Source organism: Comamonas sp. Z1 (assembly GCF_008121555.1).
Classification (GTDB): domain Bacteria; phylum Pseudomonadota; class Gammaproteobacteria; order Burkholderiales; family Burkholderiaceae_C; genus Comamonas; species Comamonas thiooxydans.
The window spans coordinates 331,665-357,187 of the sequence record NZ_VOQT01000004.1; the positions used below are offsets into that span (position 1 = coordinate 331,665).

Sequence of the window (25,523 nt, forward strand, 5' to 3'; positions counted from 1 at the left end):
AAACACAAAGAGCCGCCGGAATATTTCTGGCAGCTCTTTGTTCAGTCCGTGGGCGCAGGGCTTAGTGGCGGTGGCGGTAGCCGCCCTTGGTCAGTTCGTTACCGATCAGCGCACCGGCGGCAGCACCGCCGATGGTGCCCACGGGGCCGCCAAACAGCACGTTGCCCACTGCACCGCCGGCCACGGCACCTGCGCCGATACCGACTTGCTGACGGCTGGGGCCATGGGCGCAGCCGCCCAGTGCCAGGGCGCCGGTCAGTGCGGCTGCCAGAGTCAGGGCCTTGCCATAGCGCATTGTGAATGTCTTCATGTTCGTATTCCTCTCGTCGTGCTAGTTATGGAAAGCGGTCTGGTCTCTGTACCCACTCCTGCACATGCGGGAGGCTGGAGATGCCGGACTTTGTTGGCCAGGGGGCCGATGTCGTGATTTGCAATGCACGGCTTGCGGCGACACATCTCTACTGTGCCAGCAGAAATGGCAAGCTGACGTATTGTTGACGTTTAGTTTTATCAAAACTTGTAACAAACCAGCATTAAAAGGCCGGCCTTGTTGCAGTCTGCAAGCAGCTGTGAGTTTGCTCTCAAAAACATGGCACTACAGCAAAGGGTGGAGCGTCTGCGGGCTTTGGGGGCGCAGTACATTACTGGCCGGCATACGCCGGTATGCCAATCCATTTTTGAGGACCGTGTTTTGGAAATCATTCAGTTTCTGATCGACTTCATCCTGCATATCGACAAGCATCTGGAAGCCTTTGTCGTGGCCTATGGGCCCTGGGTGTATGCCCTGCTGTTCATCATCGTGTTTGTCGAAACCGGTGTGGTGGTCATGCCTTTCCTGCCCGGTGACTCGCTGATGTTCATCGTCGGCGCGCTGTGCGGAGCCGGCTACATGAGCTACCCGTTGGCGGTGGTGGTGCTGCTGGCAGCAGCCATCCTGGGTGACCAGAGCAATTACACGATAGGCCGCTACCTGGGCCCCAAGGTGTTTCAGTGGGAGGACTCGCGCTGGTTCAACCGCAAGGCTTTTGACCAGGCCCACAACTTCTATGAGCGCTATGGCGGCGTGACCATCATTCTTGCGCGCTTCATGCCTTTCATCCGCACCTTTGCACCTTTCGTGGCCGGTGTGGCTCATATGAGCCGCGCCAAGTTCAGCCTGTTCAATGTCGTGGGGGCAGTGCTCTGGGTGGTGGGCATCAGCGCCGCAGGCTACTTCTTCGGCAATATGGAATGGGTGAAGAACAATCTTGAAAAAATCATCTGGGGTCTGATCCTGGTGCCGGGTCTGATCGCCATCTTCGGTGCCTGGCGCGCCGGCAAGGCCGAAAAGGCCAGGACCGCCTGATCCGCGCTCTTGCCAGCGCTTTGCCCCGACCGGAAAAGTGCTGACCCATGAAAAAGCCCCGGCATGCCGGGGCTTCTTTTTTGGCATTCAGATCGCATCGAGGCGTTTATTTGCGCTTGCCTACCTCGTTGCCGATCAGTGCGCCTGCCGCGGCACCGCCTACGGTGCCCAAAGTGGAACCAAACAGTGCATCACCGACCACGCCGCCAGCGACGGCGCCGACACCGGTGCCGATCTGGGCATTGGTGGGCGAAGTGGAGCAGCCTGCCATGGCAAGCGTGAAGGCTGCAGACACGGTGATGGCAAGAGTTCGCAGTTTCATGAGGTCTCTCCTGTACAGCTGCCCTAGAGGCCAGCTTTCATAAGAACATGCCCTGATCTTGAACCTTTTGCCCTTGCTTTCAGGTAGGAGAGAGGGCCAAGCCTGTGTCATTCAGGCTTGGCGACTGTCATCAAGCCGGCTTGTCGGCTGACAGCCAGCACGGTGGTTTTGTGTAAGCACGCACTTAAACCGATCGACTGCGCGCCAGGGGCGGATTGTGGGCGAAGTACTTGCGTATGCCCGTCATCAGTGCATCGGCCAGTTGCTCGCGGTAGGCAGCAGAGGCCAGCTTGGCTTCCTCCTCGGGGTTGCTGATGAAGGCCGTTTCCACCAGCACGCTGGGAATGTCGGGGGCCTTCAGCACGGCAAAGCCGGCCTGCTCCACGCGGGCCTTGTGCAGCTTGGCCATGCTGCCGATCTCGCCCAGCAGCGAAGTGCCCAGTTTGAGGCTGTCCTTGATCTGAGCCGTGGTGCTCATGTCCAGCAGCATGCGCTGCACATGCTGGTCCTGCAGTCCGCCGACGTTCAGGCCGCCCACGAGGTCGGCCTGATTTTCCTTGTTGGCCAGCCAGCGGGCGGCCGTGCTCGAGGCGCCGCGTTCGCTGAGCGCAAACACGCTGGCACCGCGCGCTGCCGGGGTAGTGAAGGCATCGGCATGGATGCTGATGAACAGATCGGCCTGGACACGGCGGGCTTTTTCCACGCGTGTGGCCAGGGGCACGAAGAAGTCGGCATCGCGCGTCATGAAGGCGCGCATGGGGCTACCGCCGATGCGCGAGTTGTTGATGCGCTCGCGCAGCAGATGGGCGACCTTGAGCACCACGTCTTTTTCACGCAGGCCGCTGGGACCGGTGGCGCCGGGGTCTTCGCCGCCATGGCCGGGGTCCAGTGCCACGATGATGATGCGGTCCGTGCTTTGCGAGGTGGCAATATTGGGTGCAGGCCTTGGGGCCGGTGCCGGGCGTGGCGCGGGAGCCGGTGGTGGCGGCACGGGAGCCGGTGCCGGAGCCTGTGCAATTACCGCGGGAGCCGGTGCTGGAGTGCTGGGGCGCTGGTTGCGCTGGGCAATGAGGTCACCCAGGGGGTCGGCCTGGGGTGCTGTGGCAATCGCTACAGGGGGCGGTGTCGTGATGGTAGGGTTGTGCGGTGCCGGCGCGGCGGCCGTGCTGCCAGCATCGCGCAGGCGCTCGCTGATCAGGGCTTCCAACGGATCCACGGCCTTGGCGGGATAGAGGTCCAGTACCAGCCGGTGCTTGTAGGGAGCAATCGGGGCCAGCGTGAAGACCTGGGGCCTGGCTTCCTGCTTGAGGTCGATCACCAGACGCACCACGCCGGGTGCAAACTGGCCGACGCGGATGCTGGCGATATTGGGGTCGTCGGAGCGGACCTTGGCCACCAGTTCCTTGAGCGCCGGGTTCAGATCCAGGCCCTCGATATCGACGGCCAGGCGCGGCGGGCTGGGCACGAAGACCGGCTTGGCCGTCAGCGGAATATCGGATTCCAGCGTGACGCGCGAGTAGTCGGGTGCGGGCCAGACGCGCACGGCCACGATGCTCGCGCCCTGCGCAATATGCTGGCGACCCAGCAGCAGAACCACGCCGCCTGCCTGCAGCAGATTGCGGCGGGAGAGGCCCGGTCGGGAAGGGCCCGGCGGGGAGAGATCCAGTCGGGGCTGATCAAGAAAAGCCGTGGAGGAAGTTGTTTTGCTCATGCCGTCAATGCTTCAAGCACGGTGCAGCCTGCGGGGGTGCCGGCCTTGAGCGTCACCTGTCGCTGCACATCGTCAATTGCTTCGATATGGATAGCTATATCCGCAACAGGTGTAACCGCTGCAGCCTTTTCAGGCCATTCTGCCAGCTTGAGTCCGGCGCTGGCAAAAATGTCACGAAAACCTGCATCTTCCCATTCGCGCGGATCGTCGAAGCGGTAGAAGTCAAAGTGCCAGATCGAGAGATCGCCGGCCTCATGCGGCTCCACCACGGCATAGGTCGGGCTCTTGATACGGCCCTGCACGCCCAGGGCGCGCAACCAGTGGCGCACCAGCGTGGTCTTGCCCGCACCCAGGTCGCCATGCAGGGTCACATAGGCGTTGCGCAGCTGAGGCAGGGCGGCCAGTTGCCGGGCGAAGCGCTCGGTTTCCTGTTCGCTTTGCCAGAGTATCTGGCGCTGCGCCAGCGCCGGCGTGGGCTCGCTTCCTACAATTCGGGGTGTATGTTGAGCAGCAGTCAATTGGTTCCTTTGATGCAAGCCTGGGCTCGCGAGCTGGGATTTTCCCAAATCGGCGTGGCGGGCGTGGATTTGTCCTCGGCAGAACCCGGTTTGCTGCAATGGTTGGCGCAAGGGTTTCATGGCGAGATGCATTACATGCAGGCCCATGGTTTGAAACGAGCCCGGCCAGCGGAATTAGTTCCCGGCACGGTGAGCGTGATTACCGCGCGCATGGATTATCTGCCGCGCGAGACCGGGGACGGTTGGCAGGCCGTGGAATGGGACCGGCTCAAGCGTCCCGAAGAAGGCATTGTCTCCATCTACGCCAGAGGCCGTGACTATCACAAGGTGCTGCGCAACCGCCTGCAGAAGCTGGCCGAGCGCATCGCACAGGAAATAGGCCCGTTCGGCCACCGTGCCTTTACCGACTCCGCACCGGTGCTGGAGGCCGAGCTGGCCAGCCGCAGCGGCCAGGGCTGGCGCGGCAAGCACACCCTGGTGCTGAGCCGCGAGGCCGGATCGATGTTCTTTCTGGGCGAAATCTATGTGGACTTTGCACTCGAGCCTACGGCCCCGGTCACGGCGCACTGCGGCAGCTGCTCGTCCTGCATCGACGCCTGTCCCACGGGCGCTATCATCGCGCCGCACAAGGTCGATGCGCGGCGCTGCATCTCCTATCTGACCATCGAACATGCGGGAAGCATTCCCGAGGAACTGCGGCCCTTGATGGCCAACCGTATCTATGGCTGCGATGACTGCCAGCTGGCCTGCCCCTGGAACAAGTTTGCCCAGCCCAGCGTCTTGCCGGACTTCGACGCCCGCGCCGCACTGGCCGGCACGCAGCTGGTGCATTTCCTGGCCTGGGATGAAGCCACATTCTTGCGAGTGACCGAGGGCAGTCCCATTCGCCGCATTGGCCATGCGCGCTGGCTGCGCAATGTGGCCGTGGCCCTGGGCAATGCCTGGCGCGAAACCGGCAGGCCCGAACTCAGGGCCGCGCTGCAAAGCCGGGCCGATCATCCCGACCCCGTGGTGGCCGAACATGTGGCCTGGGCGCTGGCGCAGCGCGTCTGACTTTTAGTGAAATTGGCCTCTATCGCTTATCCAGTAAGCGCAAGAAGCTATCAAATTCAAATACCGATCAGCCAGAGCCCGAAGGGCAGGCTGAGCACGCCCAGCATCGTGGACAGCGACACCAGACTGGCCACAAACGAGCCTTCATAGCCCATGCGCACAGCCAGCACATAGCAGGACGAGGCAGTAGGCAGGCTGGAGAACGCCATCAGCGCAATCGCCTGCGGCTGGTTGAGGTGGAACAGCTGAACCATGGCAAAGGCGATCAGCGGCTGTATGGCATGGCGTATCAGCAGCAACTCGCTGGCCAGCAGCTTGTTGCTGGCCAGTGCACTGAGCTTGAGGCCGGCGCCGGCGGCCATCAGGCCCAGTGCGATCGAGGCCGCACCGATGCGTGCCACGGGGGCTTCCAGCAAGGCCGGAATTTTCAGACCGGCGGCATTGAACAGCAGGGCGCTGACGGTGGCGATGATCAGCGGATTGCGCAGCAGATGACCGACAAAATGCTGGTCGCTGCCACGCGTCATGGGCCAGACGGCGGCCACATTGAACAGCGGCACGGATACGCCGATCAGCACCGAGACATAGAGCAGTCCGTCAGGACCCGCCAGGCGCGAAACCAGTGCCAGCGCGATAAAGGAGTTGAAGCGAAACGCCACTTGCGCTGCTCCCGCATAGCCGCGTGCATCGATGCGTCGGCCAAGAAGAGGCAGGTGCGGCAGGCTGTAGGTCAGCGCAATGCCCAGCAGGCCTCCCAGCACACCGGCGGCCAGCAATTGGCTGGCGTCGCCCCACTGGATCGGGTTGCGCGTGATGGAGTGAAACAGCAGCACCGGAAACAGCAGGTAGTAGACGAGCTGCTCCACGGCTTGCCAGACGCTGCGGTTGATGGGCGTGAAACGGCACAGCACATAGCCCAGCACGATGAGCGCGAAATCGGGAAAAAGCAGTTCGAGGTAGTTCACGGCCTGTAAGCATAGAGCCGGTCATAGGTTTGCTGAGAGAAAGCTGTCGCCAAGTTTCTATGTAGTAGTACTTACTGTTGTCGCTCGGCTCATTCGAGCTGAACTTTGATGCGCTTCAAGGAAATGGTGTGAATCTAGGGTAATTACTGAGAAATCAGGGCTAACAAGAATGTGTCGGGTTTTTTGCGGCACGTACCATCAGCCGTTAATTTCAGAACTCATAAGGAGACCCCTTCATGAATCGTCGTATGTGCGTGGGCCTGACAATGGCTCTGGCAACTGTAGGTTTCTCGACTGGTGTGTTGGCTGAGGCCAGCTACCCCACCAAGCCCATCAAGCTGCTGGTGCCCTTTGCCGCAGGCGGCACGACCGACATCATTGCGCGTGTGATCGCCGAGCCGCTGAGCAAGGAACTGGGTCAGTCCGTGGTGGTGGACAACAAGGGCGGTGGCGGCGGCGTCATCGGTGCGCAGGAAACCGCGCGCCAGAAGCCCGACGGCTACAACCTGGGCATTTCCACGCTGTCGACCATGGCCACCAATCCGGCCATCAACCCCAAGACTCCCTACAACCCGCTGACGGACTTCACGCCCATCATCAATATTGCGGCCACGCCCAATGTGATCGCCGTGAACCCCAAGTTCCCCGGCGCGGCCAGCTACAAGGCTTTCGAGGCCGAACTCAAGGCCAATCCCGGCAAGTACTCCTATGGCTCGTCCGGTACGGGCGGCATCCAGCACATGCTGATGGAGCTGTACAAGTCGCTGACCGGCATCCAGATGACCCATGTGCCTTATCGCGGCGCGGGCCCGGCCCTGAACGACGCGGTTGCCGGCCAGATTCCCATGATTCTGGACAACCTGCCTTCGGCGCTGCCCTTCATCAAGGACAACCGCCTCAAGGCCATCGCCGTGGCAGCTCCCCAGCGTCTGGCCGTGCTGCCTGACGTGCCCACCTTCAAGGAAGTGGGTCTGCCCCAGGTCAATCGCATGGCTTCCTACGGCATTCTGGGCCCCAAGGGCATGGACAAGGCCATGGTCGACAAGATCAATGCCGCCGTGAAGAAGGTGTTGCAGGACCCCGCGGTCAAGAAGCGCATCGAAGACACCGGTTCGCTGGTGGTGGGCAACTCTCCTCAGGAATTCGCCAAGGAACTGAAGGAAGAGTTCGAAACCTACAAGCAGGTCGTGGCCAAGCAGAAGCTGACACTGGACTAAGCAGCTGATCTGCTGCCGATGCAGTAGCGGATACCGCAAGCCCGAATTGCCTTTGAGGCCATTCGGGCTTTGTTTTTATATGCGAGGGCCGGGACAGGGCGATGAGGTGGGCTGATTTCGGCCCTGAGCAGCCAATCGATACACAAAAACAAGGCCAGGTGAGGGTGAATAAGCCAAAGAAGCATCCATGTGCTCATTGTCCAAGGCGTTGAGCACGATTTGTCGGGTGCTTTGCGTCAGATCCTTTATCCAGTCATCGGAGGTGTGCATGACAAGTGAACAAAAGATCAAAGGACCCGCGTCCTACTTTCCTTCCATCCAGAAGACCTATGGAAAGCCGGTCACGCACTGGCTCAAGATTCTCGATGAGCTGCGCGATAAAAAACATATGGAGCAGGTCGCACATCTCAAACTCGAGCACGGCATCGGTCATGGACATGCGAACGCGCTTGTTGCATACCATAGGGCACAGCCTGGCGCTTATTAGATGATTCAGGCCGATGCCGCTTCACTTGCGTGTCGTATGGCCATGCAGTGCATATGCCGAAAAACCGGGCTTCCATCCCTGTCTGCCGTTCCGTTGAGTGCCAATATGGACTGCAAGCGCCTGATGCGGACTGAGTACCGCTGCCGCCTATATGGCATGAGGTTTCCATATCCATCGGAGCCATGAAATTCAAGAGGGTGCTGCGTGAAGCGTTAAGGTTCTGGCCATCGCGGATGGCGATTTCAGATGGGAAGCTCGTGGCTGGCGGTGGCGGTCTGTTTCCGCAGCTGTCCGGGCTGCTGGAGTTTGCACAAGCTCATGCCAAGGCGTGGAGCGAGGCGCATCAGCTGATGGTCTGGGGGCTTCTGTGCCTTGCACAAAGATGCGGTCACGAGCGTCAAAGCGGGCCAAGGCGGGATTACAAAATCGGATCTCGATATGAGGTATCTGCGCCAGAAGTACCAGGAGAGCCTGTTCGCCAGCGGCAGTCACTACCCGCGCCAGATGCTGCGTGCATATCGGCGCGAGCTGGAGAGCCGGTCGAGATCCAGGCAGTCTCTCAAGCCGGCTCACATCGGCAAGCTGTCGCTTGTGGCTCGGCTTCAACATTGAGTGCCCGTTTCTGGTCGGCCCAAGCGGCGGCTCATGGCCGTTTGCGCCACGGCAGGCGAAGTGGATGGGCTAAAGCTGGGTGAGCTCGACAGTGTCGTTGAGCCCAAGCGCCTCATCGAGGAGGCTTTGCAACGCTAAGGCCGCGACAGTGCGATCCGCCAGGTGGTCGATGAAATAGAAACCGTCCGGCTCTATCGCGTAGCTGTAAGCCTCGCCCATCACTTCTGGATTGTTCGGGTTGGGCAACCTTCCAAGCAGCGCAGTGGGGTCGTAATTGCCTGGCACGACACATTTGATTTTGTACTCTCGTCCCATGTCTCCGAATCCGTCTTCAGTCTGATTTTGTCCTCCCTGAGCTTACTCCACGGCCAACTTCGAGCATGGATTGCCTCTGGCCCGCGATCTGACCAGTAGCGCCATATCGCATGGGTCCGCCGTCAAACACGCACTGCCTTCACCAGCGTGTACGCTAGCCCCATGTCCGATGCCCCCAAAAAAGCCCGCAAACCGCAGATTCCCGATGATTGGCCGCAGCCCTTGCCGCAGAGCCAGCATGCGCTCGATCAGTTCATCGATGCCCTCTTGCTGGAGGACGGGCTTTCGCGCAATACCTTGTCCGCTTACCGGCGTGACCTGACGGCGACTGCGCGCTGGCTGGCGCGGCTGCAGCCGCCCAAGGCGCTGGATGCTGCGCTGGAAGGCGATCTGCAGGGCTATTTCACGGCCCGTGTGGAGGGCACCAAGGCAACCTCCTCGAACCGTAGGCTGACGGTGTTGCGTCGCTATTTTCACTGGGCGCTGCGTGAAAAGCGCATCGCTGCCGACCCCACGGTGCGCATGCTGGCGGCCAAACAGCCGCCGCGCATGCCCAAGACCCTGACCCAGGAGCAGGTGGAGGCCCTGCTCGATGCGCCCGATGTGGACAGCCCGCTGGGCTTGCGCGATCGCGCCATGCTGGAGCTCATGTATGCCAGCGGTCTGCGCGTCAGCGAACTGGTGGGCGTGCGCATGCATGAGCTGGACTTGCGCTCGGGCGTGCTGCGCGTGACGGGCAAGGGGCGCAAGGAGCGGCTGGTGCCGTTCGGCCAGGAGGCGCAGCACTGGCTGGAGCGCTATCTGCAGCAGGCGCGAGCGGCGATTCTGGGAGGGCAGCAGACCGAGGAGGTGTTTGTGACCCAGCGCGGTGCGGGCATGAGCCGCGTGATGTTCTGGGTCATCGTCAAGAAATGCGCGCAGATTGCAGGTGTGAACTCGCCGCTGTCGCCACATACGCTGCGCCATGCGTTTGCCACCCATTTGCTCAACCATGGCGCTGACCTTCGCGTGGTGCAGATGCTGCTGGGGCATGCCGATATCTCCACCACCACTATCTACACCCATGTGGCGCGTGAGCGGCTCAAGGCCCTGCACGCCGAGCATCACCCGCGCGGCTGAGCCGCTGCCTAGGCTGTCGCGCTGCCAAGCTGCAGGTGGTAGAGCCCCCAGACGGCGGCAGGAAAGCGCTGCTTGACGGGCAACTGGCCGAGCTCCGGAATCTGATGGGCTGCAAAAATGGCCCAGAGCGGGCCCACGCCGCCCATGGCCAACGGCACGCCGTCCAGCTGGGTGGCGATCAGCATGCGCCAGCGCACGGCCTGGGCCAGCGGCATCTGGCTGCGATAGCCGTCTATGCCCTGCAAAGTCAGTTGCAGGCCGCGCGCCATGGCCTGGCCTACATCCACGCCGGCGGCTTGCAGCACCTGCTCCAGCAGCGGGCCTTGCAGGTTGTGTTCGGCTTCGTCGTATTCAAGCGTGGTCCTGAGCGTCTGCTGCTCCAGGCTGTTGAGCGCATCCATGCCGCAGGACCAGGCTGCATCGAACAGATAGCCATGGATGATCAGCATGCGGTCCGCCACGGCCTGCGGCTTGCCGCGATTGGCCTGCACACCGGGGCCGCTGATGGTGAGCACTGCGGGTTGCAGGCCATCGAGCACACAGGTGCGGGAGGCCTTGCGTGTGGCCGCGGCGGGCAGAGCCATGGCGCCCAGTGCAGCGCCCGCAGCACCGCTTCGCAGCAAGATGGAGCGACGTGATAGAGGTTGTTTTTCTGTCATGGGGCGCTTTCTTTGTGGAGATTGCTGCAGTCTAGCGGCAAGCCTTGCGGGCGTCATTGCGACACGTCGATGAAGATGTTGGTCGGTTGGAGTGTTGGTCTATTTGAATGTTTGAAGTTTTATTTTGATGTTTTCTGTCCAATGGATTGACGAATCGTCGTCCAAATCAACCGGGGAATTCACTTTGGTCAAAAATGCAGGTCTTGATTTTTGGATTTCGAGTGATGACTAACTTTCTGCGTCGCAGCATGCTGACCTGTGCCCTGGCAGCCGTGCTGCCTGCCACCTTGTCCCTGAATGTCCAGGCGGCCGACAAAGCCGACGCGGCTGGCTGGCCCAGCCGTCCCATTCGTCTGGTGGTGTCCTACCCTGCCGGTGGTGTCAGCGATGTGGTGGCCCGTGCACTGGGTGAAAAGCTGTCGCAGTCGCTGGGTCAGTCGGTGGTGATCGACAACAAGGCCGGTGCGGGTGGCGCGATTGGCCTGGATCAGGTCGCCAAGTCCAACCCCGATGGCTATACGCTGGGCTTTTCGTCCATCAGCCCGCTGACGCTGAGCCCCCATCTGGGCAAGCCGCTGTTCGATCCGCACAAGGATATTGTTCCCGTGGTCAGCGTGATGTACTCGCCCGTGCTGCTGCTGGGAACGACCCGTCTGGCAGCCAAGAGCTTTCCCGAGCTGATGACCCAGGCCAAGGCCCACCCTGGCGATGTGCGCTGGGCCACGGCCGGTCTGGCCTCGCTGGGCCACATCATGCTCGAGCAGATTGCCGATCAGGGCAAGGTTCAGATCACCCATGTGCCTTACAAGGGTGGCGGCCAGCAGCTCAATGACGGCCTGAGCGCACAGTTTGAGGTGCTGTCCACGAATGCCGGCCCGGCCGTGATGCAGCACATCAAGGCCGGCAAGTTCAAGGCCCTGGCCGTGGGTGCTCCGGCGCGTCTGGACTCGCTGCCCCAGGTGCCCACGCTGGCCGAGCTGGGTTACAAGAACGCCAACACCACATCGGTCTTTGGCATCTTCGCTCCCGCAGGTGTGCCTGCCCCCGTGCTGGCTCGCCTGAATGCCGAGGTGAACAAGGCGCTGGCGCTGCCCGAGATCCGTCAGCGCCTGGAGGCCACGGACAATGTTCCTACCGGAGGCAAGGCAGCGGACTTTGCCAAGCAGATCGAAGCCGAGTCCAGGTCCAACGCCCAGATCATCAAGGCTGCAGGTATCCAGACCAATTGATCGGGACTTTCTTGAATGAAAAAGGGCTTGCGGTCACATCGGCCGCAAGCCCTTTTTCGTTGTGCGCAGCAAGCGCACTGACTGGTCGCGAAGCGGATTGGCTCAGATCACTTCACTGGCCAGGTTGTCGGCCCAGCTCAGCGCCTGCAGATGGGCCCAGTTGACCTGGTGGTTGGACAGCTGCAGCGCATTGGCGGCGCGGGCAAAAGCCGCTTCGTCGCCCGACTCACAGGCGCGCGTCAGATCCAGGAAGGGTGCAAAAACGCCTTGGTTGTGTACCAGTGCGTCAACCACGGACTGGGGCAGGGCCACGGATTCAAGGGCCTTGGCCATGGGCTGGCTCAGCATCACATCGAGCAGCGAGAAAACGCCCACGACGAAGGCGTGGTCGCATTCCTCGGGCGGCAGCAGCTCGGCGGTCAGCAGCTCCATCAGGCGGCCGCGCACCACGGCCGTCTGGCCCACAGCCGGCGGTGTGCCGCCGGCGCGTGAGGTGGTCAGCAGCAGGGCCGCCCAGCGGAACAGCTTCTTGAGGCCCAGAATCATCACCGCATGGCGGAAGGAGGTGATCTCGCAGGACAGGCCGAAGCCCGAGCTGTTGATGAAGCGCAGCAGGTTGAAGGACAGCGTGGGGTCCTTCTTGAGCAGCTCTTCGATCTCCTCCGTGCTGGCCTGCTGGCGCACCAGGTTGATGAGCTGGATGATGGTGGTCTGCGTGGGGCGGATGGTGCGCGCCTGCACGAGCTGGGGCTGGGCGAACCAGTAGCCCTGAAACAGCTTCACGCCAAGGCTCCGCATATGCTCGAACTGCTCGGCTGTTTCGACCTTCTCGGCCACGATCTGGGCGCGTGTGTAGGTCTGGGCAAACTTCACCAGCTTTTCGGCATGCTCGATTCCGAAGCTCTGCATGTCCAGCTTGACGAAGGAGGCCATGGGTAGCCATGACGCATAGTTGCGGCGCAGCAGGTTCTGGTCGAAAGCCAGGCGAAAGCCACGCTGGCGCAGGGCCGCAAATGTGGGCAGACAGGCTTCGATGTTTTCCTGCGTGGCGTCGACGGGCAGGGCCGGCACTTCCAGTACCACTCGGTCGGGGTGAATCAGCTCCAGGTGGCCGCCGCTCAGGCTGTCATGGGTGCAGTTGATGAAAACCGTCTTCTTGCCCACCAGGGCCTCGGCACCGGCGTAGGACAGTGCATTGAACAGCAGCGCCGCATCGGATGCTGCTGTGTGTGCGTTATGTGCAACCGAGCGGTCAAACAGCTCGTAGCCATACACATCCCGTTTTTCATCGACGATTGCCTGACGCGCAATGCTGGCCATATTGGCCTCGTCCTTGTCTGCAACGGGGCTGGCGGTCGGTGAAGAGGAGTTGGTGTCAGAGGTATCCATGTCGGTTATCGCTTGGGTGTGGGGCAAAAGTGCTGTCAGTCGGACAGACACTCCGTCCATCTCAGAGCCTGCAGATGAGCGTGATTGATGTCCCCGTGCTCCAGTTCCAGGCTGCAGGCGCTGCGGTCGAATTGCTCCTGGTCATGACTCTCGCAGGCCTTGGTGAGCATCAGCAGCTCGCCCAGAATGCCTTCATGATGCAGCAGCGCGGCAGAGACCGATTCGGACACCGGGATCAGCGCCAGCGCTGCAGGCAAAGGCATGCCCAGCATGCGGTCCAGCATGGAGAACATGCCGCAGATAAAGGCCAGATCTGCGTCGGTGTCCGTCAGCGAGTGCTTGGCCAGCAGCTCCATCAGACGGCCGCGAATCACGGCGGTCTGGCCTACGGCCGGTGGGGGGCCGCCTTCGCGGGCAGCCGTCAGCAGCATGGCAGCCCAGCGAAACAGCTTGTTCAGGCCGAGCAGCATCACGGCCTGCTTGAAAGAGGTGATCTTGCGATGGGCGCCAAAGCTGGCCGAGTTGATGAGGCGCAGCAGGTTGAAGGCCAGGGCTGCGTCCTTTTTGAGAACTTCCTCGATCGCATCGGTGCTGGCCTGCTCGCGTACCAGCGTCAGCAACTGGATGATGCTTTGCTGCGTCGGGGTCAGAAGGCGGGTCTGCATCACCGTGGGACGGGCAAACCAGAAGCCCTGGAAAAGCTCTATGCCCAGGCGCTGGCCCAACTCATGCTGGTGGGCACTTTCGACTTTTTCGGCGATCAACTCGGCGCGGGTGTGGCGGTTGGCGAACTTGACCAGCACCGTAAGCTGGTCCGGTGCCAGCGTGGAGAGGTCTAGCTTGATGTAGTCGGCCAGCGGCAGCCAGGCCGAATACACAGACTCCAGTACCGTGTGGTTGAAGGCCAGATGAAAGCCCTGGTCCTTGAGTGCCAGCAAGGTGGGCAGGCGGGCTGCCACCTCATGCACGGCGGCATGGCCCAGAGGAGGGATCTCCAGTACCACCTTGTCGGCCGGCAGCAGCTCCAGGTGCTCGCCGGTCAGGCCTTCGTGAGTGCAGTTCACGAACATGAGCTTGGTGCCGACCAGATCTTCCTCTCCAGCATGCGTGAGGGCCGCAAAGATCAGCGTCGCGTCTGAGGCCATGGTGTGACCATAAGGCGAGCGCGAGCGGTTGAACAGCTCGTAACCAATGATTTGCTGCAGCCCGTTGACGATGGGCTGGCGTGCAATCATGCCTTTGGACAGGTTGCGCGGCGAGGCGAATGCCTGGTCCTCTATGGTTTGTTCACTCATTGCTGCATGACGTCTGTGTGAGAAATGGTTGGCTGGACCGGTTATTGTAAGAACGAGCCGATCATAGTGTCAGCTTCGTGCGTTCAGGCCGTTTGTGCCAACAACTTCGGTTCGCGGGCCTTGCTTGCCGGTGGTTCTTGATTCGAGTCAAGAAAAAATGCCTAAATCTGTTGCAGCCAGGCGATCTCGGTCGCGGTGAAGCCTGCGGCGCGGCGTGCCTTCTCATTGAAGGGCGGGCGCAGGCGCGGCGCTTCATGGCGCTGTGTCAGCTCCAGGTACAACGACTCGGGGTCCAGGCCGTTTTTCTCGCACAGCCAGCGATACCAGTGGTTGCCTATGGCCACATGGCCCACTTCCTCGCGCAAGATGATGTCCAGAATGTCGCAGGCCGCCAGCGCATCGGTCGCGTGGGTGTTGCGCAGCTTGTTCTGGATCTGCGGCGTGGCGTCCAGGCCGCGCGCCTCCAGCGTTCTGGGTACCAGGGCCATGCGGGCCACGATGTCGCCCGCCGTTTTCTCGCACATGGTCCACAGGCCCTGGTGGGCTGGATGGTCGCCATAGTCCTGACCATGATGCTGGCGCAGATGATCGCGTAGCAGGCGGAAATGCTTGGCTTCCTCTGCAGCCACCTGAAGCCAATCGTGGTAGTACTGCCCGGGCATGCCGTCAAAGCGCCAGATGGCGTCCAGTGCGAGGTTGATGGCATTGAACTCTATATGTGCAATGGCATGGATGAGCACGGCCCGGCCTTCCAGGGTGGCCGGCGAGCGGCGCGCCACGGCGGTGTGGTGCTTGAGCTCGGGCCGGGCCGGGCGCCCGGGCAGCTCGGATTCGGGGATGCGCAGTGTCGGTGCTGTTTCTGCTATCGAATAGAGAGCTTTTTGTGCATGCAGATCAATGGCTGCAGCAGCTTTTTTCTCTGGGTCTGCAAGACACAAGACCTCTAGCGCGCGATGACGTAACTCCATCCCTACAATTCTAGGTTCTATAAAGAAGCAACCCACAGGGAGACAAGCAGATGGCAATTTACGAACTCGACGGCGTTGCGCCGCAGATCGACGAAAGCGCCTGGGTGGCCGACAGCGCCGAGGTCATGGGCCGCGTCAAGCTGGACAAGGACGCCAGCGTCTGGTTTGGAACGGTCATCCGCGGGGATACCGAAAACATCAGCATTGGTGCGGGCTCCAATATCCAGGATGCCAGCGTGCTGCATGCCGATTTCGGCAAACCGCTGACGGTGGGTTGCAATGTGACGGTTGGCCACCAAGTAATGCTGCATGGCTGCACGATTGGCGATGGCTCGCTCATCGGCATCGGTGCAGTGGTGCTCAACGGCGCCAGGATAGGCAGGAACTGCCTGGTGGGCGCAGGCTCGCTGGTGACCGAGGGCAAGGAATTTCCCGACGGCTCCATGATCCTCGGCAGCCCCGCCAAGGTCGTGCGCGAGCTATCGCCCGAGCAGATCGAAGGTCTGCGCCAGAGCGCCAGGAACTATGTTGAAAATGCTCGCCGCTTCAAGCGCGGCTTGCGCAAGCTGGGCTGAGGGCCCAGCTCTTTACCGGAATCGATTAGCGTGTCTGAACTGCATAAATTCATTTTTGACGGCCTGCCCGTGCGTGGTGCCATTGTTCGCCTGACTGACTCCTGGCAGGAAATCCTGCAGCGCCGTGCCGGCAACAAGGATACCGGCGCCTATCCCGAGGCCGTCAGCACCTTGCTCGGCGAGATGACGGCGGCTGGCGTGCTCATGCAGTCCAATATCAAGTTCAATGGCGCGCTGGTATTCCAGGTCATGGGCGACGGCCCCGTCAAACTGGCTGTGGCCGAAGTGCAGTCGGACCTGAGCCTGCGTGCCACGGCATCGTTGGTGGGAGAGGCCAGTCTGCCCCTGCGCGGCCAGTTGGCCCCGCTGGCAGAATTGGTCAATGCCCATGGCGCGGGCCGCTGCGCCGTCACGCTGGACCCCAAGGACCGCCAGCCCGGCCAGAACCCCTATCAGGGCGTGGTGCCGCTCAATGATGGCGCTGGCGGTCGCTTCGAGCGTCTGTCGGATGCGCTGCAGTTCTACATGATGCAGTCCGAGCAACTCGACACCGTGATGGTGCTGGCTGCCAATGATCAGATCGCTGCCGGTCTGATGCTGCAGCGTATGCCTGTGAAGGGCGAGGCGAATCTGGCCGCAGCCACCGAAAGCGGCGAGGCCGAGCATGACGCCCAGGGCCTGAACGAGGAGTACAACCGCATTGCCACGCTGGCCTCCAGCCTGACGCAGCAAGAGCTGTTGACGCTGGATGTGGAGACCATTTTGCGGCGCCTGTTCTGGGAAGAGAAGCTGCTGCGCTTCGCTCCGCAGGCCGACGAGCAGGCCCCGCGTTTCGCCTGCACCTGCAGCCGTGACCGTGTGGCCGCCATGCTGACCTCGCTGGGCGAGGAAGAGGTGGATTCCATCGTGGCCGAGCGTGGCAAGATCGAGGTGGGCTGCGACTTCTGCGGCCAGCAATACCAGTTCGACGCCATCGATGCGGCGCGTCTGTTCACCGAAGTGCAAAAGCAGCCGCCCAGCTCCAGCTCGGTGCAGTAACTGAACAGTCTGCTCGCGGCTATGGAGCTCTGATGGCGGTGGAGACACCCTGCAAGAGCCCAGGCCGGGCAGCGCGGGTGTCTTCCAGCTCGGAAAAGACAGGGGAGAAGGCACGAGGCGCCTCAGGGGGTGCTTTTCAAGGCCTCGAACAGTGCCAGCTCGCATTCGGGATCGCCGCATTGCTCGCAGGCTTTGCGGCGTATTTTCTGACTGGAACTCCATGGATTTTTGCTTGAAATCCAATCCCAGTCTGCGGCCGGTTCCATGAATTTCAGAGAGGCAGCCAGTTGCTGCCATTGGGCAGACGGTCTGCCGTAGAGCATCACATAGCTCTGCGAGCGTGCCTGCAGCAGTGCGCGCCATTGGCCGATCTGCTGCGCGATGGCGGGATCCGGGTCGGCATCGCGCCAGTCCTGGCCCAGCACATAGACCAGGGCATCGGCCGGCCATTCATCGCCGCTCGCGGGGGCCAGGCATTGCCAGGGCGTGGCATGGCCCCCATCCAGACGGGCCTGCAGCAAGCCATGTGCCATGCCGCGCGCCAGTGCATGAGGCGCACCCAGCAGCACCAGCGTGGGCGCAGGAACAGCAAAGCCAGCGCGGGGCTGGCTTTGATGCAGAGCGGGTGCCGGGTCAGCGCTTGGAAACCTGAATATAGATTTCATTGGGTTTGACCATGCCCAGCTCGTAACGGGCCTTTTCTTCCACGGTGGACAGGCCGTCCTTGAGGTCGTTGACCTCGGATTGCAGCCTGTCGTTTTCCGATTTTTCTAGGGCGTTGGCCGCGTATTGATCCTTGATTTGCTGCTGCAGCTCGTGCACATAGGCCATGCTGCCATTGCCCAGCCAGAGCTGGGCGTGAATGGCGGTCAGCAAGACCAGCAATGTGACGCAGACGACGCGGTTGACCATAAAAAAACCTGGTGGAATCAAGGGTAAGTGCCCCAGCCGCAAAGCGGTTGTCGGGCACTTACTTCAGCTGCGCACTTTAGCGCAGGTTGTAGAAGGCAGCACGGCCGGGGTACTCGGCCACATCGCCCAGGTCTTCCTCGATGCGCAGCAGCTGGTTGTACTTGGCGATACGGTCGGAGCGGCTCATGGAGCCGGTCTTGATTTGACCAGCATTCAGGCCCACGGCGATGTCGGCAATGGTGCTGTCTTCGGTTTCGCCCGAACGGTGCGAGATCACGGCGGTGTAGCCGGCGCGCTTGGCCATTTCGATGGCGGCGAAGGTCTCGGTCAGGGTGCCGATCTGGTTGATCTTGATCAGGATCGAGTTGGCGATGCGCTTTTCGATGCCTTCCTTGAGGATCTTGGTGTTGGTCACGAACAGGTCGTCACCCACCAGCTGAACCTTGGCGCCCAGGCGCTCGGTCAGGATCTTCCAGCCATCCCAGTCGCCTTCGTGCATGCCGTCTTCGATGGAGATGATGGGGTACTTGTCGCACCAGCCGGCCAGCATGTCGGTCCACTGCGTCGAAGTCAGTGTCATATTGCCTTCGCCGGCCAGCACGTACATGCCGTCCTTGTAGAACTCGGAAGCTGCGCAGTCCAGGCCCAGGGCGATCTGCTCGCCGGGCTTGTAGCCGGCCTTTTCGATGGCTTCGATGATCAGCTGGATCGCGGCTTCGTGGTTTTCCACGGAAGGTGCGAAACCGCCTTCGTCGCCCACGGCGGTGGACATGCCATTGTGGTGGATGATGGCCTTCAGTGCGTGGAAGACTTCGGCGCCCCAGCGCACGGCTTCACGGAAGGTTGGGGCACCCACGGGGATGATCATGAACTCTTGCAGGTCCAGCGAGTTGTTCGCGTGGGCGCCGCCGTTGATCACGTTCATCATGGGGACAGGCAGCTGCACGCCGCCCATGCCGCCGAAGTAGCGGTACAGGGGCAGGCCGGCTTCTTCGGCTGCTGCGCGGGCCACGGCCATGGAGACGGCCAGCATGGCGTTGGCGCCCAGGCGGCTCTTGTTGTCGGTGCCGTCCAGGTCGATCAGGGTCTTGTCCAGGAAAGCCTGCTCGGAAGCGTCCAGGCCCAGCACGGCTTCGGAGATTTCGGTGTTGATGTGCTCAACAGCCTTCAGGACACCCTTGCCCAGGTAACGGCTCTTGTCGCCATCACGCAGTTCAATGGCTTCGCGCGAGCCGGTGGATGCGCCCGAGGGCACGGCGGCACGGCCCATCACGCCGGATTCCAGCAGCACGTCGCACTCAACGGTGGGATTGCCGCGGCTGTCCAGCACTTCGCGGCCTACGATGTCAACAATGGCACTCATTGCATTTCCTTTGGGTTTCTGAAATCGGTACGTGCAGGCTGACTTCTTTCATGAAATCACGCCCAAGCGCTTGTGCATGAAGCGCAAGCTGCTATCAAAATTGTGAAGCCGACTCTTCTCCACATGCTGCGCGCGCGCCATGCACGCGACGAGTATGGAAGAGGCTGAGGCGGCTATTGTGCACAAATTTGGTGGGCCGCTTTTGCCTTGACGTGTTGCAGCCGTCGAATTTCTTGCGCAAGACGTTTCTGTGCAAGCATTCGGACACAAAAGCGGATACAAAAAAGGCATGACGCCACGCTTCATCGTGTCGGTCATGCCGGGGTGCATCATCGGTTCAGACGCCGGTGCCCGCCTTGGGGCGGCCGGGGCGTATGGACATGCAGGCCTGCAGCAAGGCCGTCATGTCGCTGCTGATGCGCTGTGTATGCATGCTCAGGCCTGGAAATGGTCTTCCAGGAAGCCGTTGCGCTTGGTCACATCGTCCAGCGCTACCAGTGTCTCCAGCAGTGCCTTCATGTGCTTGAGCGGCACGGCATTGGGGCCGTCCGACAGGGCGTTGCAGGGATCGGGATGGGTTTCCATGAACAGACCTGCCACGCCCACGGCCACGGCCGCACGCGAGAGCACGGGCACCATCTCGCGCATGCCGCCGCTGGATGTGCCGTTGCCGCCGGGCAACTGCACGCTGTGGGTGGCGTCGAACACGACAGGGGCGCCGGTCTCGCGCATGATGGCCAGCGAGCGCATGTCGCTGACCAGGTTGTTGTAGCCAAAGCTGGCGCCGCGTTCGCAGGCCGTGAAGCTGTCCGCGGACAGGCCCGCTTCCACAGCCGCAGCACGGGCCTTGTCGATGACATTCTTCATGTCATGCGGGGCCAGGAACTGGCCCTTTTTGATGTTCACGGGCTTGCCCGACTGGGCCACGGCGCGGATGAAGTCCGTCTGGCGGCACAGGAAGGCGGGGGTCTGCAGCATGTCGACGACAGACGCCACGTAAGGCACTTCGGCCTCGGTGTGCACATCGGTGAGGATGGGCACGTTCAATTCCTTCTTCACCTTGGCAAGGATCTCCAGGCCTTTTTCCATGCCGGGGCCGCGAAAGCTGGTGCCCGAGGAGCGGTTGGCCTTGTCGAAGCTGCTCTTGAAGATGAAGTGAATGCCCAGCGAGGAAGTGATTTCCTTGAGTTGCCCGGCCACGTCCATCTGCAGCTGTTCGGATTCGACCACGCAAGGGCCGGCGATCAGAAAGAAGCGCTTGTCCAGACCAATATCAAAGCCGCAGAGTTTCATGGTGGGTTCCTTTTTGCACGCCGCGCATGCTTCAAAAACTGAAGCGGCCAGCGCTCTACATTGAATGGTTTCAACATCATTTGATGCTGAGGTCATTGCATTTCAAGCGCTGGCAGCTCCTATTTGAGGATTGATTCCGAAGGAAGGGAATCAGGCCTTCTTGCCCGGCTGGGCCTTGTTGTCCATGGCCGCCTTGATGAAGGCGTTGAACAGCGGGTGACCATCCCAGGGGGTGGACTTGAACTCGGGGTGGAATTGCACACCGATGTACCAGGGGTGAACCTTGGCGGGCAGCTCGACGATTTCGGTCAGCTGTTCGCGCTGGGTCAGGGCCGAGATCACCAGACCGGCTTCGCGCAGCTGGTCCAGATACTGGGTGTTGGCTTCATAGCGGTGGCGGTGACGCTCGGTCACCACGTCGCCGTAAATGCTGTGCGCCAGCGTGCCCTTTTGCACATCGGAAGACTGTGCGCCCAGACGCATGGTGCCGCCCAGGTCGGAGTTCTCGTCACGGGTCTTGATCGTGCCGTCCGCATCCTTCCACTCGGTGATCAGGGCGATCACGGGGTTGGGGGTGGCGGGGTCGAACTCGGTGGAGTTGGCGCCTGCCAGGCCGGCCACATGACGGGCGTACTCGATGGTGGCGACTTGCATGCCCAGGCAGATGCCCAGGTAGGGCACCTTGTTCTCGCGGGCAAACTTGGCCGTAGAGATCTTGCCTTCCACACCGCGCGAGCCGAAGCCGCCGGGCACCAGAATGCCGTCGTAATCCTTGAGCAGCTTGGTGGCATCCGCGTCGTGGATGGTTTCCGAGTCCACATGGGTGATCTTCACGCGCACATGGTTGCGCATGCCGGCGTGCTTGAGCGCTTCGTTGACCGACTTGTAGGCGTCGGACAGCTCCACGTACTTGCCCACCATGGCAATCTTGACTTCGCCCTGGGGATGCTCGGTCTCATAGACCAGATCGTCCCAGCGCTTGAGATTGGTGGGAGGCGTGTTCAGGCGCAGCTTGTCGCAGATCAGGCCGTCCAGACCCTGCTCGTGCAGCATGCGCGGCACCTTGTAGATGGTGTCCACGTCCCACATGGAGATCACGCCCCACTCGGGCACATTGGTGAAGAGGGAAATCTTGCTCTTTTCCTCTTCGGGCACCTGGTGCTTGGCGCGGCACAGCAGCGCATCGGGCTGGATGCCGATTTCGCGCAGCTTCTGCACGGTGTGCTGGGTGGGCTTGGTCTTGAGCTCGCCGGCCGTCTCGATGAACGGCAGGTAGGTCAGGTGCACAAAGGCGGAGTTGTTGGGGCCGAGCTTGAGCGCCAGCTGACGCGCAGCTTCCAGGAAGGGCAGGGACTCGATGTCGCCCACGGTGCCGCCGACTTCGCAGATGGCCACATCCACTTCGTGGTCGGTGCCAAGGCCCGCGCCGCGCTTGATGTATTCCTGGATCTCGTTGGTGACATGGGGAATGACCTGCACGGTCTTGCCCAGATAGTCGCCACGGCGTTCCTTTTCCAGCACGGACTGATAGATGCGGCCCGTGGTGAAGTTGTTGCTCTGACGCATGCGCGTTTCGATGAAACGCTCATAGTGTCCCAGGTCCAGATCGGTCTCGGCTCCGTCATCGGTCACGAACACTTCGCCGTGCTGGAAGGGCGACATGGTGCCCGGGTCCACGTTGATATAGGGATCGAGCTTGATGAGGGTGACTTTGAGACCGCGCGATTCCAAAATCGCAGCAAGGGAGGCTGAGGCGATTCCCTTACCTAGGGAAGACACCACACCGCCGGTGACGAAGACGAACTTGGTCATGTCTTTTTTTGGTGGTGGTAAAACAGGATTATAGGTTCGCCACGAATTTCGGCGTGGCGTACAGGGATGCTTGTGCGGCAGCAAAGCCGCTCAGGTCTGATAAATTGCGCAGCATGAATGACGTGTTCGCAGGCAAACATCTGGTGCTGGGTCTCTCCGGAGGCGTGGCTTGTTACAAATCGGCCATGCTGTGCCGCTTGCTGGTCCAGGCCGGTGCCACGGTGCAAGTGGTCATGACGGAGGCGGCCGAGCAGTTCATGACGGCCGTCACCATGCAGGCGCTTTCTGGGCGCGCAGTCTACACCTCCCAGTGGGATGTGCGCGAACCCAACAACATGCCCCACATCAATCTGAGCCGTGAGGCCGATGCCATTCTCATCGCACCCTGCAGCGCGGACTTCATCGCGCGCCTGGTGCAGGGCCGCTCGGACGAGCTGCTCAGCCTGATGTGCCTGGCCCGCCCCATGGAGAGCGTCCCCCTGCTGCTGGCCCCGGCCATGAACCGCGAGATGTGGGCCCACCCCGCGACCCAGCGCAATCTGGCCCAGGTGCAGGCCGACGGTGCCCAGGTGCTGGGTGTGGGCAACGGCAGCCAGGCCTGCGGCGAGACCGGCGACGGCCGCATGCTCGAGCCCGAGGAAATCATGGAGGAGCTGGCGGCGCACTTCACGGCCAAGAGCCTGCAGGGCCAGCATCTGCTGGTGACGGCCGGCCCGACCTTCGAGGCGATCGATCCGGTACGCGGCATCACCAATCTTTCGAGCGGCAAGATGGGCTTCGCGATTGCCCGTGCGGCGCACGAGGCCGGCGCCCAGGTCACGCTGGTGGCAGGGCCCGTGCATCTGCCAACGCCGCGCGGAGTGACCCGCGTCGACGTGCAGTCGGCGCGCCAGATGCAGACTGCCGTGCAGTCCCTGGTGGCGGGGGCCTCGATCTTCATTGCCACGGCCGCCGTTGCCGACTGGCGTCCGGCCGAGTTTTCCGATCAGAAGATCAAGAAGGATGGCTCGGGCGATGTGCCGGCCATGGACTTTGTCGAGAACCCCGACATTCTCGCCGGCGTGGCCCAGTCCGACCAGGCCCGGTCCGGCAAGCTGTATTGCGTGGGCTTTGCGGCGGAAAGCCATGATCTGCTCAAACACGCCAGCGCCAAGCGGCTGCGCAAGAGCGTGCCGCTGCTGGTGGGCAATATCGGCCCTGCCACCTTCGGCAAGGACGACAATGCCCTGCTGCTGATCGACGATCAGGGCTCCAAGGAGCTGCCCCATGCCAGCAAGGACGTGCTGGCGCGCCAGCTGGTCGATGAAATTGCGCAGCGCCTGAGCGCCAAGCGTCCCTGACCCGTGATCCCAGGAGTCCGAACATGAATCTCTCCAGCTATGAAGGCCCGCGCAATGGCGACTATGTGGCCTATGTGGATCAGCTGATGCGAGCCAGTCCCGAGTACCGCCGCACGCTGCGAAGCATCGACGGAGCGATTCAGACCGCGGTCGTCACGCCCGGCTCCCAGGCCGCCTCGCCCATGTCCCAACTGCGCAACACCTTGCAGAAGGCGCGCGACATGGCCGAGCAGGCGCAGCAGGTGCCGGGAGCGCGAACCACGGCGGCTGCTCAACCGGCCCCGCGCACGGCTGCTGCACGGCGCCCCAATACGGCCGTGACCAAGCAGGAGGCGCAGCAGCGCTTCAGGGCCATGGAGCGCGAGATCGAGGGGCAGAAGGCTCAGAACGGTCGCAAGCCCTGGGTGTCTCCGGGCTCGCTGGCGCTGATCGTGGGCGGGGTGATCCTCTCCCAGTTCATCCAGGGCTTTGGCGTGCTGCTCGCACTCATGGGCCTGATGTCGCTGGTGGGCGGCGTGCTCAAGCGCCTGCAAGGCCGCTGACAGGCGTCAAGCGCCGACGCCTGCCCGGCAGCGGGCACAATGGCGCCCTTCAGGAAAGCTGCTGGCCGCTGCCATGCAGCTGCCGCAATGGATGCAAGGCCCGGTTCACGGGCCTTGTTTCAAGACAGACAAGACTAGCCAGATCCTTATGAATGTTGATGTAAAGATTCTCGATGCGCGCCTGCGCGACAACCTGCCCGCCTATGCCACCCCCGGCAGCGCCGGACTGGACCTGCGCGCCTGCATCGACGCGCCCGTGACCCTGGAGCCCGGCCAGTGGCAGCTGATTCCCACCGGCATGGCCATGCACCTCAAGGATCCCCATTACGCGGCGCTCATCCTGCCGCGCTCGGGCATGGGCCACAAGCACGGCATCGTGCTGGGCAACCTGGTCGGCCTGATCGACTCCGACTACCAGGGCCAGCTCATGGTCAGCGCCTGGAACCGTTCGCAGACCGCCTTCACGCTGCAGCCCATGGACCGTCTGGCCCAACTGGTCATCGTGCCCGTGGTGCAGGCACAGTTCAATCTGGTGGATGACTTTGCCGACGCCAGCGAGCGCGGCGAAGGCGGCTACGGCTCCACCGGCAAGCACTGAGTCTCTGGACTCGCCCGCATCTCGCGCAACATGAGCCGCCAGACCCGCAGCCGCTCTGCCTCCTGGACCAAGGTGCAGCTGGGGCGCGACCAGCACATGCGGCGACGGCTGCAAAAACGCCACTGGCTGCGTCTGCATGCCGCTCTGACCGGCGGCCTGAGTCTGGCTGCCATGTCCCTGATCAGCTTGTGCCTGCTGCATGCCGGTGTGCACAGCATGGGGCTGCGCTATGGGCTGGCGCTGGCCTGCGGCTATCTGCTTTATCTGCTGCTGGTGCGTCTGTGGGCGGGCTGCATGCTGCGCCGCGACTGGGACGGGGGCGAGCTGCCCTCCGATGGTCCCGGCTTGGGCGGCAAGTCGGGCAGTGCCGACGCTGCGGGCTTTGAAAGCGGGCAGGGAGGCTCCTACGGCGGCGGCGGTGCCGGCGGCCACTGGGACGATGGCGCAGTCGTGCCTGATATCGCGCCTGCGTCATCCGGCCTGGAGCTGCCCGATGTCGATGTGTCGGGGCTGGACGGACTCGATGAAGGCGCCGTGGTGCTCGTGCCGGTGCTGCTGGTTTTTGCGGCCCTGCTGATCGCGGTCACGGGCATGGGCTCGCTGGTGTGGCTGGTGTTCGGTGCCGATCTGTTCCTGACCGTGGCGGTAGAGGTGGCGTTTGCGCTGCTGATGACCCGAACCCTGTATGTGGTGGAGCGCGAAGGCTGGTTGCTGGCGGCGCTGCGCATCAGCTGGAAGCCCGTGCTGGGCGCCCTGGTCGCGGCCGTGGTGCTGGGGCTGCTCGCCGACTGGCTGTTTCCCCAGGCCGATACCCTCGCACAGGTGCTGCGCAGTCTTTGATCGCCC

At 62.2% G+C, this 25,523-nt stretch carries 28 protein-coding genes; 13 read left to right on the top strand and 15 right to left on the bottom strand.

Features of this window, described 5'->3' with window-relative positions:
• Positions 1-61 precede the first annotated feature (61 nt).
• Positions 62-310, bottom strand: a complete 249-nt coding sequence (locus tag FSY45_RS10400) for a hypothetical protein (RefSeq protein WP_003064462.1) — start codon at positions 308-310, stop codon at positions 62-64.
• A 381-nt stretch (positions 311-691) separates the two neighbouring features.
• Here FSY45_RS10400 and FSY45_RS10405 point away from each other — a divergent pair, with 381 nt between their 5' ends.
• Positions 692-1,345: a DedA family protein gene (locus tag FSY45_RS10405; protein ID WP_003064464.1), complete on the top strand. Its 654-nt coding sequence runs from the start codon at positions 692-694 to the stop codon at positions 1,343-1,345.
• 106 nt (positions 1,346-1,451) lie between these two features.
• On the opposite strand, the gene FSY45_RS10410 is transcribed toward FSY45_RS10405, so the two are convergent.
• The 3 genes from FSY45_RS10410 to tsaE form a co-directional block, all read right to left on the bottom strand.
• Positions 1,452-1,667, bottom strand: a complete 216-nt coding sequence (locus FSY45_RS10410) for a glycine zipper 2TM domain-containing protein (protein WP_003064466.1) — start codon at positions 1,665-1,667, stop codon at positions 1,452-1,454.
• A gap of 184 nt (positions 1,668-1,851) precedes the next feature.
• On the bottom strand, positions 1,852-3,378 hold the full coding sequence (locus FSY45_RS10415; protein ID WP_179625658.1) for an N-acetylmuramoyl-L-alanine amidase: 1,527 nt from the start codon (positions 3,376-3,378) through the stop codon (positions 1,852-1,854).
• Complete coding sequence (gene tsaE / locus FSY45_RS10420; RefSeq protein WP_003064470.1) at positions 3,375-3,896, bottom strand: tRNA (adenosine(37)-N6)-threonylcarbamoyltransferase complex ATPase subunit type 1 TsaE; 522 nt, start codon at positions 3,894-3,896, stop codon at positions 3,375-3,377. The genes FSY45_RS10415 and tsaE overlap by 4 nt, the downstream gene beginning before the upstream one ends.
• Before the next feature lie 12 nt (positions 3,897-3,908).
• On the opposite strand from tsaE, the gene queG reads away from it, so the two are divergent.
• Positions 3,909-4,949 (top strand): tRNA epoxyqueuosine(34) reductase QueG, encoded by a 1,041-nt coding sequence (queG, locus tag FSY45_RS10425; RefSeq protein WP_046461258.1) that lies wholly within the window; start codon positions 3,909-3,911, stop codon positions 4,947-4,949.
• Between the two features lie 56 nt (positions 4,950-5,005).
• Here the strand turns inward: queG and FSY45_RS10430 are convergent, their stop codons facing one another.
• Complete coding sequence (locus FSY45_RS10430; RefSeq protein ID WP_012837347.1) at positions 5,006-5,914, bottom strand: AEC family transporter; 909 nt, start codon at positions 5,912-5,914, stop codon at positions 5,006-5,008.
• 236 nt (positions 5,915-6,150) lie between these two features.
• Between FSY45_RS10430 and FSY45_RS10435 the strand changes: the two genes are divergently transcribed.
• The 3 genes from FSY45_RS10435 (at position 6,151) to FSY45_RS28235 (ending at position 8,230) form a co-directional block, all read left to right on the top strand.
• Complete coding sequence (locus FSY45_RS10435) at positions 6,151-7,131, top strand: tripartite tricarboxylate transporter substrate binding protein BugE (RefSeq protein WP_046461259.1); 981 nt, start codon at positions 6,151-6,153, stop codon at positions 7,129-7,131.
• Positions 7,132-7,399: 268 nt separating this feature from the next.
• Entirely contained in the window at positions 7,400-7,618 is a 219-nt protein-coding gene (locus tag FSY45_RS10440) for a DUF4287 domain-containing protein (RefSeq protein ID WP_080944444.1), read from the top strand.
• Between the two features lie 438 nt (positions 7,619-8,056).
• A complete protein-coding gene (locus FSY45_RS28235; protein ID WP_240701972.1) occupies positions 8,057-8,230 on the top strand; it encodes a hypothetical protein in 174 nt (57 codons plus the stop codon).
• 69 nt (positions 8,231-8,299) lie between these two features.
• Here FSY45_RS28235 and FSY45_RS10450 read toward each other — a convergent pair whose 3' ends face one another.
• Positions 8,300-8,545, bottom strand: a complete 246-nt coding sequence (locus FSY45_RS10450) for a hypothetical protein (RefSeq protein WP_003064482.1) — start codon at positions 8,543-8,545, stop codon at positions 8,300-8,302.
• Positions 8,546-8,707: 162 nt separating this feature from the next.
• Between FSY45_RS10450 and xerD the strand changes: the two genes are divergently transcribed.
• Positions 8,708-9,664, top strand: a complete 957-nt coding sequence (xerD, locus tag FSY45_RS10455; protein WP_046461260.1) for a site-specific tyrosine recombinase XerD — start codon at positions 8,708-8,710, stop codon at positions 9,662-9,664.
• An 8-nt stretch (positions 9,665-9,672) separates the two neighbouring features.
• Here xerD and FSY45_RS10460 read toward each other — a convergent pair whose 3' ends face one another.
• Positions 9,673-10,323 (bottom strand): twin-arginine translocation pathway signal, encoded by a 651-nt coding sequence (locus FSY45_RS10460; protein ID WP_046461261.1) that lies wholly within the window; start codon positions 10,321-10,323, stop codon positions 9,673-9,675.
• Between the two features lie 224 nt (positions 10,324-10,547).
• On the opposite strand from FSY45_RS10460, the gene FSY45_RS10465 reads away from it, so the two are divergent.
• Complete coding sequence (locus FSY45_RS10465) at positions 10,548-11,552, top strand: tripartite tricarboxylate transporter substrate binding protein (protein ID WP_039049971.1); 1,005 nt, start codon at positions 10,548-10,550, stop codon at positions 11,550-11,552.
• Between the two features lie 102 nt (positions 11,553-11,654).
• Here the strand turns inward: FSY45_RS10465 and FSY45_RS10470 are convergent, their stop codons facing one another.
• The 3 genes from FSY45_RS10470 to FSY45_RS10480 form a co-directional block, all read right to left on the bottom strand.
• Positions 11,655-12,941 carry an EAL and HDOD domain-containing protein gene (locus tag FSY45_RS10470; RefSeq protein WP_046461262.1) on the bottom strand — a complete coding sequence of 429 codons (1,287 nt, stop codon included), beginning with the start codon at positions 12,939-12,941 and terminating at the stop codon, positions 11,655-11,657.
• Positions 12,942-12,976: 35 nt separating this feature from the next.
• On the bottom strand, positions 12,977-14,236 hold the full coding sequence (locus tag FSY45_RS10475; protein ID WP_003064492.1) for an EAL and HDOD domain-containing protein: 1,260 nt from the start codon (positions 14,234-14,236) through the stop codon (positions 12,977-12,979).
• A gap of 161 nt (positions 14,237-14,397) precedes the next feature.
• Positions 14,398-15,204: a ferritin-like domain-containing protein gene (locus tag FSY45_RS10480; protein ID WP_046461263.1), complete on the bottom strand. Its 807-nt coding sequence runs from the start codon at positions 15,202-15,204 to the stop codon at positions 14,398-14,400.
• Positions 15,205-15,254: 50 nt separating this feature from the next.
• Here FSY45_RS10480 and FSY45_RS10485 point away from each other — a divergent pair, with 50 nt between their 5' ends.
• Positions 15,255-15,779: a gamma carbonic anhydrase family protein gene (locus tag FSY45_RS10485; protein WP_003064497.1), complete on the top strand. Its 525-nt coding sequence runs from the start codon at positions 15,255-15,257 to the stop codon at positions 15,777-15,779.
• Between the two features lie 30 nt (positions 15,780-15,809).
• Positions 15,810-16,817, top strand: coding sequence for an Hsp33 family molecular chaperone HslO (locus FSY45_RS10490; protein WP_003064499.1), 1,008 nt, complete (start codon positions 15,810-15,812; stop codon positions 16,815-16,817).
• A 122-nt stretch (positions 16,818-16,939) separates the two neighbouring features.
• Here FSY45_RS10490 and FSY45_RS10495 read toward each other — a convergent pair whose 3' ends face one another.
• The 5 genes from FSY45_RS10495 to FSY45_RS10515 form a co-directional block, all read right to left on the bottom strand.
• Positions 16,940-17,482, bottom strand: coding sequence for a hypothetical protein (locus FSY45_RS10495; protein ID WP_187427550.1), 543 nt, complete (start codon positions 17,480-17,482; stop codon positions 16,940-16,942).
• Positions 17,451-17,729, bottom strand: a complete 279-nt coding sequence (locus FSY45_RS10500; RefSeq protein ID WP_003064503.1) for a septum formation initiator family protein — start codon at positions 17,727-17,729, stop codon at positions 17,451-17,453. Before FSY45_RS10500 ends, FSY45_RS10495 begins: the two co-directional genes overlap by 32 nt.
• A 76-nt stretch (positions 17,730-17,805) precedes the next feature.
• On the bottom strand, positions 17,806-19,092 hold the full coding sequence (gene eno, locus FSY45_RS10505) for a phosphopyruvate hydratase (protein ID WP_003057720.1): 1,287 nt from the start codon (positions 19,090-19,092) through the stop codon (positions 17,806-17,808).
• Between the two features lie 435 nt (positions 19,093-19,527).
• On the bottom strand, positions 19,528-20,385 hold the full coding sequence (kdsA, locus tag FSY45_RS10510) for a 3-deoxy-8-phosphooctulonate synthase (RefSeq protein WP_046461264.1): 858 nt from the start codon (positions 20,383-20,385) through the stop codon (positions 19,528-19,530).
• A 150-nt stretch (positions 20,386-20,535) separates the two neighbouring features.
• A complete protein-coding gene (locus FSY45_RS10515) occupies positions 20,536-22,197 on the bottom strand; it encodes a CTP synthase (RefSeq protein ID WP_034359936.1) in 1,662 nt (553 codons plus the stop codon).
• Between the two features lie 113 nt (positions 22,198-22,310).
• Between FSY45_RS10515 and coaBC the strand changes: the two genes are divergently transcribed.
• From coaBC to FSY45_RS10535, 4 genes are all read left to right on the top strand, one after another.
• The gene (gene coaBC, locus FSY45_RS10520) at positions 22,311-23,537 is read left to right on the top strand and encodes a bifunctional phosphopantothenoylcysteine decarboxylase/phosphopantothenate--cysteine ligase CoaBC (RefSeq protein WP_034359938.1); all 1,227 of its coding nucleotides are present in this window, start codon (positions 22,311-22,313) and stop codon (positions 23,535-23,537) included.
• A gap of 23 nt (positions 23,538-23,560) precedes the next feature.
• Positions 23,561-24,079: a hypothetical protein gene (locus FSY45_RS10525; RefSeq protein ID WP_046461265.1), complete on the top strand. Its 519-nt coding sequence runs from the start codon at positions 23,561-23,563 to the stop codon at positions 24,077-24,079.
• A 148-nt stretch (positions 24,080-24,227) separates the two neighbouring features.
• Positions 24,228-24,677, top strand: a complete 450-nt coding sequence (gene dut, locus FSY45_RS10530; protein ID WP_003064513.1) for a dUTP diphosphatase — start codon at positions 24,228-24,230, stop codon at positions 24,675-24,677.
• A gap of 30 nt (positions 24,678-24,707) precedes the next feature.
• Positions 24,708-25,517, top strand: coding sequence for a hypothetical protein (locus tag FSY45_RS10535; protein ID WP_046461266.1), 810 nt, complete (start codon positions 24,708-24,710; stop codon positions 25,515-25,517).
• The last annotated feature ends 6 nt before the right edge of the window (positions 25,518-25,523 follow it).

Excerpts from the sequence above, each read along its gene's own strand:
- FSY45_RS10470 (WP_046461262.1), bottom strand. The coding sequence starts at position 12,941 with ATGGATACCTCTGACACCAACTCCTCTTCACCGACCGCCAGCCCCGTT.
- FSY45_RS10475 (WP_003064492.1), bottom strand. The coding sequence starts at position 14,236 with ATGAGTGAACAAACCATAGAGGACCAGGCATTCGCCTCGCCGCGCAAC.
- FSY45_RS10440 (WP_080944444.1), top strand. The coding sequence starts at position 7,400 with ATGACAAGTGAACAAAAGATCAAAGGACCCGCGTCCTACTTTCCTTCC.
- dut (WP_003064513.1), top strand. The coding sequence starts at position 24,228 with ATGAATGTTGATGTAAAGATTCTCGATGCGCGCCTGCGCGACAACCTG.
- FSY45_RS10535 (WP_046461266.1), top strand. The coding sequence starts at position 24,708 with ATGAGCCGCCAGACCCGCAGCCGCTCTGCCTCCTGGACCAAGGTGCAG.
- xerD (WP_046461260.1), top strand. The coding sequence starts at position 8,708 with ATGTCCGATGCCCCCAAAAAAGCCCGCAAACCGCAGATTCCCGATGAT.
- FSY45_RS10415 (WP_179625658.1), bottom strand. The coding sequence starts at position 3,378 with ATGAGCAAAACAACTTCCTCCACGGCTTTTCTTGATCAGCCCCGACTG.
- FSY45_RS10480 (WP_046461263.1), bottom strand. The coding sequence starts at position 15,204 with ATGGAGTTACGTCATCGCGCGCTAGAGGTCTTGTGTCTTGCAGACCCA.
- kdsA (WP_046461264.1), bottom strand. The coding sequence starts at position 20,385 with ATGAAACTCTGCGGCTTTGATATTGGTCTGGACAAGCGCTTCTTTCTG.
- eno (WP_003057720.1), bottom strand. The coding sequence starts at position 19,092 with ATGAGTGCCATTGTTGACATCGTAGGCCGCGAAGTGCTGGACAGCCGC.
- queG (WP_046461258.1), top strand. The coding sequence starts at position 3,909 with ATGCAAGCCTGGGCTCGCGAGCTGGGATTTTCCCAAATCGGCGTGGCG.
- coaBC (WP_034359938.1), top strand. The coding sequence starts at position 22,311 with ATGAATGACGTGTTCGCAGGCAAACATCTGGTGCTGGGTCTCTCCGGA.
- FSY45_RS10400 (WP_003064462.1), bottom strand. The coding sequence starts at position 310 with ATGAAGACATTCACAATGCGCTATGGCAAGGCCCTGACTCTGGCAGCC.
- FSY45_RS10465 (WP_039049971.1), top strand. The coding sequence starts at position 10,548 with ATGACTAACTTTCTGCGTCGCAGCATGCTGACCTGTGCCCTGGCAGCC.
- FSY45_RS10485 (WP_003064497.1), top strand. The coding sequence starts at position 15,255 with ATGGCAATTTACGAACTCGACGGCGTTGCGCCGCAGATCGACGAAAGC.
- FSY45_RS10515 (WP_034359936.1), bottom strand. The coding sequence starts at position 22,197 with ATGACCAAGTTCGTCTTCGTCACCGGCGGTGTGGTGTCTTCCCTAGGT.
- FSY45_RS10495 (WP_187427550.1), bottom strand. The coding sequence starts at position 17,482 with ATGAAATCTATATTCAGGTTTCCAAGCGCTGACCCGGCACCCGCTCTG.
- FSY45_RS10500 (WP_003064503.1), bottom strand. The coding sequence starts at position 17,729 with ATGGTCAACCGCGTCGTCTGCGTCACATTGCTGGTCTTGCTGACCGCC.
- FSY45_RS28235 (WP_240701972.1), top strand. The coding sequence starts at position 8,057 with ATGAGGTATCTGCGCCAGAAGTACCAGGAGAGCCTGTTCGCCAGCGGC.
- FSY45_RS10410 (WP_003064466.1), bottom strand. The coding sequence starts at position 1,667 with ATGAAACTGCGAACTCTTGCCATCACCGTGTCTGCAGCCTTCACGCTT.
- FSY45_RS10525 (WP_046461265.1), top strand. The coding sequence starts at position 23,561 with ATGAATCTCTCCAGCTATGAAGGCCCGCGCAATGGCGACTATGTGGCC.
- FSY45_RS10450 (WP_003064482.1), bottom strand. The coding sequence starts at position 8,545 with ATGGGACGAGAGTACAAAATCAAATGTGTCGTGCCAGGCAATTACGAC.
- FSY45_RS10460 (WP_046461261.1), bottom strand. The coding sequence starts at position 10,323 with ATGACAGAAAAACAACCTCTATCACGTCGCTCCATCTTGCTGCGAAGC.
- FSY45_RS10435 (WP_046461259.1), top strand. The coding sequence starts at position 6,151 with ATGAATCGTCGTATGTGCGTGGGCCTGACAATGGCTCTGGCAACTGTA.